Here is a 12147-nt window from a genome sequence, read left to right on the forward strand (position 1 = left end):
GGGTCCCGGGTCAGGCCGCCCGGGTCATGTCCGGCATCACGCCGCAGCCCTCTGCGAAGCGCAGCGGTGCGGCCGAACGGTTCTGAAGCTCCTCGGGGGTCATGCCGTCGATCATCTCGGTCACGAGGAAGCCCTCGGGCGTGACCTCGATCACCGCGAGGTCGGTGTAGACCCGCTTGACGCAGCCCGAGCCGGTCAGCGGGAAGGTGCAGTTCTCGAGGATGCGCGGCGCGCCGTCCTTGGAATTGTGCTGCATCATCACCCAGATGCGCTGCGCGCCGACGGCGAGGTCCATCGCGCCGCCGACCGAGGCGATCGGATCGCCGTGGTCCCGGCTCCAGTTCGCCAGATCGCCGTTCTGCGCCACCTGGTAGCCGCCCAGCACGCAGAGCTGGAGGTGCCCGCCGCGGACGAGGCCGAAGCTCATGGCATGGTCGAAGATCGAGGCGCCCTGCAGCATGGTGATGGGCTTCTTGCCGGCGTTCACCAGCGTCGGATCCTCCTGGCCCTCGGGCGGGGTCGGCCCCATGCCGAGGATGCCGTTCTCGGAATGCAGCAGGATGTCGCGCCCCTCGGGCAGGAAGTTGGCGACGCCCTCGGGCATGCCGATGCCGAGGTTCACGTGCCAGCCTTCCTCGATGTCCTGGGCGAGGCGGGCGGCGATGGCTTCGCGGCTGAGCGGTGTCATGCGGCGGCTCCCCATTCATGGTCCGCCACGGGGCGGGTGAGCACCAGGCGATCGACGCAGATGCCCGGCGTGACGATTGTGTTGGGCTCGAGCTGGCCCAGTTCGACGATCTCGTCCGCCTCGACGATGGTGGTCTTCGCGGCCATCGCCATGAGGGGCGAGAAGTTGCGGGCGAGGTTGAGATAGGTGAGGTTGCCCCACCGGTCCGCCTTGTGCGCTTTCACGAGTGCGAAATCTGCCTGCAGCGCGGTTTCGAGCACGCAGCCCTTGCCGTCGATCTCGCGGGTCTCCTTGCCCTCGGCCAGCGCCGTGCCATAGGCCGTCGGCGTGAAGAAGGCCGGGATGCCGCAGCCGGCCGCGCGGATGCGCTCGGCCAGGGTGCCCTGCGGGTTCACCTCGATGACCAGCCCGTGCTCCTTGATGAGCCGCTGCACCTCGTCGCCCATGGCGCCGCGCGGGAAGGAGCAGACGAGCTTCTTCACCATTTCGCGCCGGAGCAGCATGGCCAGCCCCTCGTAGCCCGCGCCCGCGTTGTTCGAGACCAGGGTGAGATCCTTCACCCCGGTGTCCATCAGGCACTTGATGAGGTAGTTCGGCCGCCCGGCCTCGCCGAAGCCCGAAATCATGACGGTCGCGCCGTCCTCGATCCCGGCCATGGCCTCCTCGATGCTCTTGCACCGCCTGTCCAGCATGGAAACTCCTCCTGCAATCTGCCGCTGTCCTGCCCGTCCTGCGCGAAGTCATGCGTATTGACGCGCGAAGCCGGGCTTCATAGCCTGTGCTAAATCGCGAAACACATTTCCGCAACGCGGAATGGCGGGCGATTTTTGCAATGCGGAGGAGCATAGTCATGTCCACATGAGGGGTCACCATCCAATCGGGTGGCGGGACTCCGGTTTTCATACTCGTGGACGAGGACGGGCCTCGGGCGCCGGACGGGAGGGTCCGGGCGCCGCGGGGCGGCAGGTTGCTAGGGAGGACAGCATGACGCGCGAAACGCCGGTCTGGGCGAAATGGTACACGGAAGGAAAGGACCCCTTCTACGTGCCCGAGGACATCTGTGTGAACACGATGCTCAAGCGGACGTTCGAGGCGCACGCCGACCTCGTGCAGTTCGAATATTACGGCCAGGAGCTGACCTATGCGCAGGTCCGGGACAAGGCCGCGCAGGTGGCGGCCGGGCTCAAGGCCGCGGGCATCCGGCGCGGCGACCGGGTGGCGCTGCACCTGCCGAATTCGCCCTGGCATCCGATCTTCTTCTTCGGCGTGCTGACGGCGGGGGCGGCGGTGACGCATCTCTCCCCGCTCGACGCGGAACAGGAGATCGCCCACAAGGTCCGCGACGTGGACGCGAAGATGGTGATCTCGCTCACCACGCCGGAATTCGCCGGACGCTTCGCCCGCCTCGTGCGGCAGGCGGATTTCCCGCCGGTCTACCTCTGCCCCGATCCGGTGTCGGCGCAGGGCCGGCCCTGTCCCGTGCCGGACGGGATGCACGCGGTCGAGGAGCTGATCGCCGGTCACGAAGGCGCGCCCTACGATCCGCCGGTCATGCGGACGGACGAGGTGGCGCTCCTGCAGTTCACCGGGGGGACGACCGGCGTGCCGAAAGCGGCGATCCTGACCCACGGCAACATCTCGGCCTCGGTCCAGACCTACAATTACGGCTCGGAGGGGGAGCCCACGGGAGAACCGGGCATGCCCGGGATGCTCTTTGCCCCGCTCTTCCACATCATGGGCCTGACCTCGGGCATGCTGAAGCGGACGATGGAGGGCGGCAAGATGCACCTCCGCCTGCGTTTCGACGCGGCCTCGGTGGTGGATGACATCGAGAAGCACGGGATCGTCTCCTGCGGCGGGGTCCCGACCTCGTGGATCGCGATCATGCAGCTTCCGAACATCGAGAAGCGGAACCTCTCGAGCCTCCAGTTCATCGGCTCGGGCGGCGCGCCCCTGCCGAAGGAGGTCTACAACCGCATCCGCCAGCTCACCGGCCTGCAATTGCGCGGAGGCTGGGGGATGACCGAGACGGCCTCGAACGGGACCTCCGTGCCGAAGGGGATGCCCGACGAGAAGCTCGGCACGATCGGCATCCCGCTGACCGGCGTGCAGATGGCCATCGTCGACATGGAGGATCCGACGATACGGCTGGGTCCGAACGAGACGGGCGAGATGATCATCAAGGCCCCCGCCGTGACGGTCGGCTACTGGAACAAGCCCGAGGAGACCGAGAACGCCTTCGTCGACGGCTGGCTGCTGACGGGCGACATCGGCTACATGGACGAGGACGGCTGGTTCTACATCGTCGACCGCAAGAAGGACCTGATCCTCTCGGGCGGGTTCAACGTCTATCCGCTCACCATCGAGAATGCGATTCACCAGCATCCGGACGTGGCCGAGGCGCTGGTCATCGGCGTGCCGGACGATTACCGCGGGGAAAGCGCGAAAGCTTTCGTATGCCTGAATAAGGGCGCCCGGGAATTTACCCTGGAGGAGTTGCAGGGTTTCCTCGCCGACAAGCTGGGCCGCCACGAGATGCCGCGCTTCCTCGAGTTCCGGACGGAGCTGCCCCGCACATCCGTGGGAAAAGCCTCCCGCAAGATGCTCAAGGACGAGGAACGGGCCAGAAGGGAAGCCGCAGAGGCCTGAGGAGGAACCATGGAACTCAAATTCACACCCGAGGAGGAGGCCTTCCGTCAGGAAGTGCGCGACTTCATCGACGCCAACCTGCCTGACGCGACGCGCCAACATCTCAAGCTGGGGAACGCCCCCACCAAGGAGATGACGATCGAATGGCAGCGGACGCTCAACAAGAAGGGCTGGGCGACGCCGCGCTGGCCCGCCGAATGGGGCGGCCCGGGCTGGACCGTGACCCAGCAATACATCTTCCAGCAGGAGAACCAGCGCGCCCCGGCGCCCGATCCGCTGGGTTTCGGCGTCAACATGGTGGGCCCGGTCATCATCCAGTTCGGCAACGAGGAGCAGAAGAAGCGCTTCCTGCCGCGGATCGCGAACATCGACGACTGGTGGTGCCAGGGTTTCTCCGAACCGGGGGCCGGTTCCGATCTGGCCAGCCTGAAGACGCGGGCCGAGAAGGATGGCGATCACTGGATCGTCAACGGCCAGAAGACCTGGACCACGCTCGCCCAGCATGCCGACTGGATTTTCGCGCTGGTGCGGACCTCGAACGAGGGCAAGAAGCAGGAGGGCATCTCGTTCCTGCTGATCGACATGAAGTCTCCGGGCGTGGAGGTGCATCCGATCCAGACCATGGACGGCGGGCACGAGATCAACTCGGTCTTCTTCACCGACGTGAAGGTCCCGGCCGAGAACATGATCGGCGAGGTCAACAAGGGCTGGACCTATGCCAAGTTCCTGCTCGGCAACGAGCGGCTCGGTGCGCCGCGGGTCGGCGCCTCCCAGGCCAAGCTCCAGGAGCTGAAGGAGATCGCCAAGAACCGGATCGTCCGGGGCCGGCCGCTCTGGGATCATCCCCGCTTCCGCGACAAGTTCGTCGAGGCGCAGATCGAGCTGAAGGCGCTGGAGATGACCGTGATGCGGGTGCTCTCGGGCATCGAGAGCGGGGCCGACCAGTCGAAGCCCGACCCGGCGACGAGCGTGATCAAGATCAAGGGCGCGCAGATGGTGCAGCGGCTGACCGAGCTCTACGTCGAGGCGGCGGGCGAGCAATCGGTGCCGTGGCTCGACGACGAGGGCGACAACGCGCAGGTCGGTCCCGACTGGACGATCCGCGCGGCGCCCAACTATTTCAACATGCGCAAGTCGAGCATCTACGGCGGGTCCGACCAGGTGCAGAAGGGGATCATCTCCAAGGCGATCCTTGGGCTCTGAGGTAATATCATGAACTTCGAACTGAACGACGAACAGCGGATGCTGTCCGACAGCCTCTCGCGTTTCCTGGCCGACCGATACGATTTCGAGAAGCGGAAGAAATACATCGCCACGGCCGAGGGCTTCGACCGCAGGATCTGGCAGGGCTATGCCGAGATGGGCCTTTTCGCGCTGCCCTATCCCGAAGACGAAGGCGGCATCGGGGGCACGCCCACCGAGACCATGCTGGTGGCCGAGGCCATGGGCGGCGCCATCGCCGTCGAGCCCTGGACCGAGGCCATCGCCATCGTCCCGGCGCTCCTGCAGGCCGCGTCCTCCGAGCAGCGGGCGGCGATCGCCGAGGGCATCATCTCGGGCGAGGCGGTGCCGACATGGGCGCATCGCGAGACCGGCATGATCGAGCGCGACGAAAAGATGAAGACGACGGCGCGCGACGGCAAGCTCTCGGGCGCCAAGACGGTGGTGTCCTTCGGAGCCGAGGCCGACGTGATCTTCGTCTCGGCCGTGGACGACGCGGGCGAGACCGGTCTCTACGTGGTCCGCAAGGGCGCCGAGGGGCTCGAGGCCCGCGGCTACCGCACCCAGGACGAGGGCCGGGCGGCGGAGCTGACCTTCGACGGAACGCCCGCGGAGAAGCTCGAGGGTGGCATTCCGGCGGCGGAGGCGATTGCCGCCGCCGAGGCGCGCGGACTCGCGGCCTCGATCGGCGAGGCGCTCGGGATCATGGAGAAGGCCATCGAGCTGACGGTCGAGTACATCAAGGGCCGCGAGCAGTTCGGCCGGCCCATCGGGACGTTCCAGGCGCTCCAGCACATCGCGGCCCAGGCCGTGGTGGAGAAGGAGCAGGTGAAGTCCATGGCGATGTATGCCGCCCTCATGTGCGACGAGGGGGACGCGGAGACGCGCGACCTCGCCTTGTCCACGGCCAAGGTGAAGATGTGCGACGCCGCGCGCTTCGTGGGGCAGATGTCGATCCAGCTGCATGGCGGGGTCGGGATGACGATGGAATATTCCATCGGGCATTACTTCAAGCGGCTGACCATGCTGGAGATCCTCTGGGGCGACCGGGATTTCCACATGGACCGGCTGTGCGAGGCGGGTGGTCTCGCCGCCTGAGGCGGCGGCACCTGCGGTGAGCGGGGGAAGGGGGGCTTTCCGCCCCCCTCTTGGCCTGCGGCCAATTCACCCCCCGAGGATATTTTCGGCAAGAGGAAGCAGGGGACCCTGCGCGGAAGGGAAGGTGAGGCGATGATGCAGCTCGATCAGGCGATGCTGGACAGGCGGAGTATCCGGGGGTTCACGGACGAGCCCGTGGCCCGGGAGGTTCTGGAAGAGATCATCTCGCTGGCGATCCGTGCGCCGTCCTCGATGAACACGCAGCCCTGGCACATGCATGTGCTGACGGGCGATGTGCTGGAGAAGGTGCGCGCGGGCAACACCGAGCGGATGCTGGGCGGGGTGCCGCCGTCGCGCGAGATACCCGCGCACGGGAAATACGAGGGCATTCATCGCGACCGGCAGGTCGAGATCGCCAAGCAGCTCTTCGCGGCCATGGGGATCGAGCGGCATGATGCGGAGGCACGGCAGGACTGGGTGATGCGCGGCTTCCGCCAGTTCGACGCCCCGGTCTCGGTGGTGGTGACCTATGACCGGGCGCTCGACGAGCACGGGCCGGTGGCGATCTTCGACGCGGGCGCGGCGGTCTACGGGCTGGTGCTGGCGGCCTGGAGCCGGGGCCTGGGCGCGGTGATCAACGGGCAGGGGATCATGCAATCGCCCGTGGTGCGGGAGCACGCGGAGATCCCCGAGGACGAGGTGATCCTCACCTGTGTCGCGCTCGGCTGGCCCGACCACGGGTTCGAGGCGAACGCCGTGCGTTCGCTGCGCCGGGAGGTGTCCGAGGTGGCGACCTTCCAGGGGTTCGAGTGACCGGCGCGGGAGGTGGCCGGGCCTCCGCGGCCGCCTGCGTCCTCCGACCGGGACTGTCCCGGGGCTGCGGGGGGCCTAGATCCCCTTCGCCATCCGCGACTTCCGCGTCGCCGTGAGCCTCATCCCCGGCGCAGCCAGCGAGGCCTCGGCCCCGACCCAGGCATAGGCCAGCAGGCAGGGTTCGAGTTCGGCCGTGGTGATCCGGTGCTCGTCCCCGGGGCGGTTGAGGATCAGCGAGCCGGGAGCATGCACCGCGACCTCGTTCTCGGACCAGGCGCCGGAGACGGAGATGTAGCTTTCCTCGATCTCCTTGTGGGAATGCTGCGGATAGGTCGTGCGGGGCGCGAAGAGGACGAAGCCGAGGATCAGCTTCTCGGCCTTCACCGGGCCGCGCGGGCCGAGGATCTCGCAATAGCCGTATTTCTGCGCCAGCGCCTTCGGCACCTTCTCGTAGCCCCATTCCCATGTCAGCCCGTCCGCGACGCGCGACAGCGCCCGGGCGAGGCCCGAGACCGCGCCGCTTTCGGCCCGGTCGAGCGCCCGGTTCAGGTGCGCGGTGACGGGCTTCACCTGCGGCGCGCGCAGGGCGAGCTCGGGGTTCGTGTCGAGGATGGCCGAGAGGGTGTCGCGCACCCGCTTGCGGTGGCTTCGGATCGGTCTGGAGCCGCCGGCAGATCCGTGGCGGTAGAGCGCCTCGAACTCGCGCAGGAGGTAGAGCCAGTCGGGCCGGTCCATCAGGCGGAGGCGGGGGGCTTCGGCGTTGTCGTCGGTCATGGGCGGCACCTGCGGGTTCGGAGAGACCTCTGCCGAGCTCTTCACGGATTCGGCGCCGGGCGGTCGCTCATCCGCGACGGTCTCCGGTGCCGATTGCGTCAAGGATCGCCTCCATCCCGGCGTCGCGCCGCGCCTGTGCCTTCAGCGCATCGAAGCGGGGGCGGAGGGCGGCCTTCTCCTCGGCTGAGCAATCGTGCCATGGGCGGCCCTGCAGGCCCATCACAAGGGCGTAGAAGCCGATGAAATGCGGCTGGCAGCCCGCCTTCAGCGCGGCGAGATAGGCGGTGTCGGCGCCGAGCGCGCGCAGCTCTTCCGCGCTGGTGATCCCGGCCCTGGCGTAGTCGCGGTCCGCGGCGGGGCCGAGGTTGGGGATGGAGGACACCGGGCTCGCCATGGCGCTACCGCGGTTGCGCGCGCGGCCGGGTCCCGACGGTCCCGCGCGAGGGGGAGGGCAGGGATCCGGCCGCGGCCTGCATCAGATCTGGCGCACGGCGCCCTTGGAGGCCGAGGTGGTCAGCGCCGCATAGGCCCGCAGCGCGCCGGTGATCTTGCGCTTGCGCGGTTTCGCCGGTTTCCAGCCCTTCTCCTCCTGCGCCTCGCGGCGGGCGGCAAGGGTGGCGTCGTCCACGGCCAGGTTGATCGTGCGGTTCGGGATGTCGATCTCGATCAGGTCGCCCTGTTCGACGAGGCCGATGGTCCCGCCCTCGGCCGCTTCCGGCGAGCAATGCCCGATGGAAAGCCCCGAGGAGCCGCCCGAGAAGCGCCCGTCGGTGACCAGCGCACAGGCTTTCCCGAGCCCCTTCGACTTGAGGTAGGAGGTCGGGTAGAGCATCTCCTGCATCCCCGGACCGCCGCGCGGGCCCTCGTAGCGGATCAGGACGACCTCGCCCTCCTTCACCTTGCCGGTGAGGATGCCCGAGACCGCGTCATCCTGGCTTTCGAAGACATGCGCCGGGCCCGTGAACTTCAGGATCGACTCGTCGACACCGGCCGTCTTCACGATGCAGCCGTCCTCGGCGAGGTTGCCGTAGAGCACCGCGAGGCCGCCGTCCTGGCTGAAGGCATGGGCCTTCTCGCGGATCACGCCGCCTTCGCGGTCGAGGTCCACGGAATCGTAGCGTCGGGACTGCGAGAAGGCGGTCTGGGTCGGCACCCCGCCGGGGGCGGCGGCGTAGAATTCATGCACCGAGTTCGACTGGGTCTGCCTGATGTCCCACTGGGCCAGCGCGTCGCCCATGGTCGTCGCGTGGACCGTCGGCAGCGAGGTGTTCAGCAGGCCCGCGCGGTCGAGCTCTCCGAGGATCGCCATGATGCCGCCGGCGCGGTGCACGTCCTCCATGTGGACGTCGTTCTTCGCGGGCGCGACCTTGCAGAGCACCGGCACCTGGCGCGACAGCTTGTCGATGTCGGACATGGTGAAATCGACCTCGCCCTCATGCGCGGCGGCGAGCAGGTGGAGCACGGTGTTCGTGGACCCGCCCATGGCGATGTCGAGCGACATGGCGTTCTTGAAGGCGTCGAAGGTCGCGATGGAGCGCGGCAGGACCGAGGCGTCCTCGCCCTCGTAATAGCGCCGCGCGAGGTCGACGATCAGGTGCCCTGCCTCGACGAAGAGCCGCTTGCGGTCGGCATGGGTGGCGAGGGTGGAGCCGTTGCCGGGCAGCGACAGGCCAAGCGCCTCGGTCAGGCAGTTCATCGAGTTCGCGGTGAACATGCCCGAGCAGGAGCCGCAGGTCGGGCAGGCATTCTGCTCGATCTGTTCGACCTCCTCGTCGGTGTACTTGTCGTCGGCCGCGTAGACCATCGCGTCGACCAGATCGAGCGCCTGTTCCTTGCCGTTCAGCACGACCTTGCCGGCCTCCATCGGGCCGCCCGAGACGAAGACCACGGGGATGTTGAGCCGCATCGCGGCGTTCAGCATGCCGGGGGTGATCTTGTCGCAGTTCGAGATGCAGACCATCGCGTCGGCGCAATGGGCGTTGACCATGTATTCGACCGAGTCCGCGATGATCTCGCGCGAGGGGAGCGAATAGAGCATCCCGTCGTGGCCCATGGCGATGCCGTCATCGACCGCGATGGTGTTGAATTCCTTCGCCACGCCGCCGGCGGCCTCGACCTCGCGCGCGACGAGCTGGCCCAGGTCCTTGAGGTGGACGTGGCCGGGCACGAACTGGGTGAAGCTGTTCACGATGGCGATGATCGGCTTGCCGAAATCGCCGTCCTTCATGCCGGTCGCGCGCCAGAGGCCGCGGGCCCCTGCCATGTTGCGGCCATGCGTGGTGGTGCGGGAACGATATGCGGGCATCGGAATCCTCCTGTCTTGGCGGCACCTATAACGCCCGTGGCGGTCCGTGACCATCCTCAAGCGTCGCAACCCGGCCTTGTCCCATATGGGCGGCGGCGGCGCGGCGTTCGGGGGTGGCCGCGCCGGGGTCATCTGTTACACCCGGGCCCAGAACGGGAGAGAGGAGCCGGGACGATGCAGGCGGCGGGAGACATGCGGCAGGCCAACCTGACCGGGATCGCGCTGATGTGCGCGGGGGTCTTCTGCCTGTCGATCAACGACGCCATCGCCAAGACCCTGACCGAGGACTACACCGCCTGGCAGATCGCCTTCCTGCGCAATGTCATCGCGCTGCCGGTGGTGCTGCTCATCACGCTCCGGATGGGCGGCACGGCGGCGCTGCGGTCCTACCGGCCGGTGACGCACCTGTGGCGCGGCGCGCTCTGGGTCATCGGCATGTTCTGCTTCTTCACCAGCCTGAAATACCTCGGCCTGGCCGAGGCGACGGCGCTGATCTTCGTGGCGCCCGTGCTGGTCACCGCGCTCTCCGCGCTGATCTTCCGCGAGGAGGTCGGCGCGCGGCGCTGGACCGCCGTGCTCGTCGGTCTGCTCGGCGTGGTGATCGTGGTGCGGCCGGGGGGCGAGGCGTTCCAGCCGGCGGCGCTGCTGGTGCTGGGGACGGCGTTCCTTTACGCGCTCATGCTGCTCAGCGCCCGGTTCGTCGATCCGCGCGAAAGCGTCTGGACCCTGTCGCTCTACCTCACCGGCAGCGGCGCCCTGATCGGCGTCTTCATCCAGCCCTTCATCTGGGTTCCGGTCGCGCCCGACGATCTCTGGCTCTTCGCCGGTTCGGCCGTCTTCGGGACGGCCGGCATGACGATGATGACGCAGGCCTTCCGCTTCGCGACCCCCGCCGTGGTGGCGCCGCTCGACTACACGGCGCTGATCTGGGCCTCGATCCTGGGCTATGTCTTCTGGGCCGAGATCCCGGATCTCTTCACCTACCTCGGGGCGGCGGTGATCATCGCCAGCGGCATCTACATCGTGCTGCGCGAACGCGCGCTCGGCAAGGAGCCGGTGCCGGAGCGGCCTGCGCCGTGATGCCGGGCCGCCCGGCCGGCCACCGAAATCGCGAGATCCTGTAACGATCCACGGCAGAATCGTGATGCCTGAGCGCGGGAACCGGCCGGTATCCATGCGCGCCGCGCAAGGCTCTCGCTGGCGTGATCCGCGGGGGCTTGCCAAGTCGTCGCGGGCGGCGCATCTGGCCGGAATGCGCGGCCCCGATTGTCGCGTGCAGACCTACAGGCAAACCATGAGCAGCGCTCCGACCACCCCGAACACCCAAGGCCAGCAACAGCAGGGCCAGCAGGCCTCCGCGCCCCGGCCCGCCGCGCCGACGACTCGGTTCAGCGACTGGGCCTCCATCTGAGGCCCGACCTGATGCGCGGAAACGGAAACGGCGCCGGATGGAGGTCCGGCGCCGTTCGTCTGTCCGCGGGGCTCAGGACGCGCGCTTGACCTGCGCGAAGAGCCGCTCCTGCGCCGCGTCGTATTCGGCGGCGAGCCGGTCGATCAGCGTGGCGGCGGGAAGGACCTCCTTCACCATGCCGATGCCCTGGCCCGAACCCCAGATGTCCTTCCAGCGCTTGCCCTTGGAGCCGTCGCCCGAGCCGAAGTTCATCTTCGACGGATCGGCCGTCTCGAGCTGGTCGGGATCCATCCCGGCATTGGCGATCGAGGGCTTCAGGTAATTCCCCCAGACCCCGGTGAAGAGGTTGGAATAGACGATGTCCGACGCGCCGGACCGGGTGATCATCTCCTTGTAGCCCGCGACCGCGTTGGCCTCTTCCGTCGCGATGAAGCACGAGCCCGCATAGCCGCCGTCCGCGCCCATGGCCTGGGCGGCGAGGATCGAGTCGCCCTTGGCGATCGCGCCCGAGAGGTAGAGCGGCCCGTCGAACCATTCGCGGATTTCCTGCACCAGCGCGAAGGGCGACAGCGCGCCCGCATGACCACCGGCCCCGGCGGCCACGGCGATCAGCCCGTCCGCGCCCTTCGAGATCGCCTTCTTCGCGAAGGTGTCGTTGATGATGTCGTGGAGCACGATCGCGCCCACCGAATGCGCCGCCTCGTAGACCCATTCCTGGGCGCCGAGCGAGGTGATCCAGACCGGCACCTTGTGCTTCACGCAGAGCTCCACGTCGCGTTCCAGCCGCGCGTTGGTGCGGTGCACGATCTGGTTCACCGCGTAGGGTGCGGCGGGCCGGTCGGGGTTCGCCTGGTTGTGGGCGTCGAGCTCCTCGTTGATCCGGACGAGCCATTTCTCAAGCTCGATCTCCTCGCCCTCCTTCTCGCGCGCGTTGAGCGCGGGGAAGGAGCCGACGATGCCCGCCTTGCACTGGGCCAGCACGAGGTCGGGGTTCGAGATGATGAAAAGCGGGCTTCCGATCAGCGGAATGCGCAGGTTCTGAAGTACGGCGGGCACGGCCATGTGGTTCCTCTCCCTCGTGTCCGGACCGCGCGGCGGCGGCCCCTGAAGTCCTGTTCGCGCCCAGTTCTGTCAGGCAAGCCCCATGTTGTCACGAGGGCCGCTGCGTCATTGCTTGCAAATGCATGT

The 12147-nt window shown here is 67.9% G+C and carries 11 protein-coding genes; 5 read left to right on the forward strand and 6 right to left on the reverse strand.

Annotation, left to right across the window (positions count from 1 at the left end):
• Positions 1 to 10: 10 nt before the first annotated feature.
• Complete coding sequence (locus tag Q344_RS23055) at positions 11 to 688, reverse strand: 3-oxoacid CoA-transferase subunit B (RefSeq protein WP_051630498.1); 678 nt, start codon at positions 686 to 688, stop codon at positions 11 to 13.
• The gene (locus Q344_RS23060; protein ID WP_051630255.1) at positions 685 to 1380 is read right to left on the reverse strand and encodes a 3-oxoacid CoA-transferase subunit A; all 696 of its coding nucleotides are present in this window, start codon (positions 1378 to 1380) and stop codon (positions 685 to 687) included. Before Q344_RS23060 ends, Q344_RS23055 begins: the two co-directional genes overlap by 4 nt.
• A 292-nt stretch (positions 1381 to 1672) precedes the next feature.
• On the opposite strand from Q344_RS23060, the gene Q344_RS23065 reads away from it, so the two are divergent.
• From Q344_RS23065 to Q344_RS0104020, 4 genes are all read left to right on the forward strand, one after another.
• Positions 1673 to 3337 carry an AMP-binding protein gene (locus Q344_RS23065; protein WP_051630257.1) on the forward strand — a complete coding sequence of 555 codons (1665 nt, stop codon included), beginning with the start codon at positions 1673 to 1675 and terminating at the stop codon, positions 3335 to 3337.
• A 9-nt stretch (positions 3338 to 3346) separates the two neighbouring features.
• Positions 3347 to 4540, forward strand: coding sequence for an acyl-CoA dehydrogenase family protein (locus Q344_RS0104010; RefSeq protein WP_028285533.1), 1194 nt, complete (start codon positions 3347 to 3349; stop codon positions 4538 to 4540).
• A gap of 9 nt (positions 4541 to 4549) precedes the next feature.
• A complete protein-coding gene (locus Q344_RS0104015; protein ID WP_028285534.1) occupies positions 4550 to 5656 on the forward strand; it encodes an acyl-CoA dehydrogenase family protein in 1107 nt (368 codons plus the stop codon).
• A gap of 132 nt (positions 5657 to 5788) precedes the next feature.
• On the forward strand, positions 5789 to 6469 hold the full coding sequence (locus Q344_RS0104020; protein WP_308423303.1) for a nitroreductase: 681 nt from the start codon (positions 5789 to 5791) through the stop codon (positions 6467 to 6469).
• A 75-nt stretch (positions 6470 to 6544) separates the two neighbouring features.
• Here the strand turns inward: Q344_RS0104020 and Q344_RS0104025 are convergent, their stop codons facing one another.
• The 3 genes from Q344_RS0104025 to ilvD all read right to left on the reverse strand — a co-directional run bounded on the left by Q344_RS0104025 (position 6545) and on the right by ilvD (position 9548).
• Complete coding sequence (locus Q344_RS0104025; RefSeq protein ID WP_028285536.1) at positions 6545 to 7243, reverse strand: dimethylsulfonioproprionate lyase family protein; 699 nt, start codon at positions 7241 to 7243, stop codon at positions 6545 to 6547.
• Positions 7244 to 7310: 67 nt separating this feature from the next.
• On the reverse strand, positions 7311 to 7637 hold the full coding sequence (locus tag Q344_RS0104030; protein WP_028285537.1) for a TfoX/Sxy family DNA transformation protein: 327 nt from the start codon (positions 7635 to 7637) through the stop codon (positions 7311 to 7313).
• An 81-nt stretch (positions 7638 to 7718) separates the two neighbouring features.
• Positions 7719 to 9548, reverse strand: a complete 1830-nt coding sequence (ilvD, locus tag Q344_RS0104035; protein WP_028285538.1) for a dihydroxy-acid dehydratase — start codon at positions 9546 to 9548, stop codon at positions 7719 to 7721.
• Between the two features lie 174 nt (positions 9549 to 9722).
• On the opposite strand from ilvD, the gene Q344_RS0104040 reads away from it, so the two are divergent.
• Positions 9723 to 10628 carry a DMT family transporter gene (locus tag Q344_RS0104040; protein WP_028285539.1) on the forward strand — a complete coding sequence of 302 codons (906 nt, stop codon included), beginning with the start codon at positions 9723 to 9725 and terminating at the stop codon, positions 10626 to 10628.
• Between the two features lie 403 nt (positions 10629 to 11031).
• On the opposite strand, the gene Q344_RS0104050 is transcribed toward Q344_RS0104040, so the two are convergent.
• Positions 11032 to 12021: an NAD(P)H-dependent flavin oxidoreductase gene (locus tag Q344_RS0104050; protein ID WP_028285540.1), complete on the reverse strand. Its 990-nt coding sequence runs from the start codon at positions 12019 to 12021 to the stop codon at positions 11032 to 11034.
• Positions 12022 to 12147: the final 126 nt, after the last annotated feature.

Origin of the sequence: Pseudooceanicola nanhaiensis DSM 18065 (assembly GCF_000688295.1) — a bacterium.
GTDB lineage: Bacteria > Pseudomonadota > Alphaproteobacteria > Rhodobacterales > Rhodobacteraceae > Pseudooceanicola > Pseudooceanicola nanhaiensis.

Coding starts and splice junctions, on each gene's coding strand:
- Q344_RS23055 (WP_051630498.1), bottom strand. CDS start 688: ATGACACCGCTCAGCCGCGAAGCCATCGCCGCCCGCCTCGCCCAGGAC.
- Q344_RS23060 (WP_051630255.1), bottom strand. CDS start 1,380: ATGCTGGACAGGCGGTGCAAGAGCATCGAGGAGGCCATGGCCGGGATC.
- Q344_RS23065 (WP_051630257.1), top strand. CDS start 1,673: ATGACGCGCGAAACGCCGGTCTGGGCGAAATGGTACACGGAAGGAAAG.
- Q344_RS0104010 (WP_028285533.1), top strand. CDS start 3,347: ATGGAACTCAAATTCACACCCGAGGAGGAGGCCTTCCGTCAGGAAGTG.
- Q344_RS0104015 (WP_028285534.1), top strand. CDS start 4,550: ATGAACTTCGAACTGAACGACGAACAGCGGATGCTGTCCGACAGCCTC.
- Q344_RS0104020 (WP_308423303.1), top strand. CDS start 5,789: ATGATGCAGCTCGATCAGGCGATGCTGGACAGGCGGAGTATCCGGGGG.
- Q344_RS0104025 (WP_028285536.1), bottom strand. CDS start 7,243: ATGACCGACGACAACGCCGAAGCCCCCCGCCTCCGCCTGATGGACCGG.
- Q344_RS0104030 (WP_028285537.1), bottom strand. CDS start 7,637: ATGGCGAGCCCGGTGTCCTCCATCCCCAACCTCGGCCCCGCCGCGGAC.
- ilvD (WP_028285538.1), bottom strand. CDS start 9,548: ATGCCCGCATATCGTTCCCGCACCACCACGCATGGCCGCAACATGGCA.
- Q344_RS0104040 (WP_028285539.1), top strand. CDS start 9,723: ATGCAGGCGGCGGGAGACATGCGGCAGGCCAACCTGACCGGGATCGCG.
- Q344_RS0104050 (WP_028285540.1), bottom strand. CDS start 12,021: ATGGCCGTGCCCGCCGTACTTCAGAACCTGCGCATTCCGCTGATCGGA.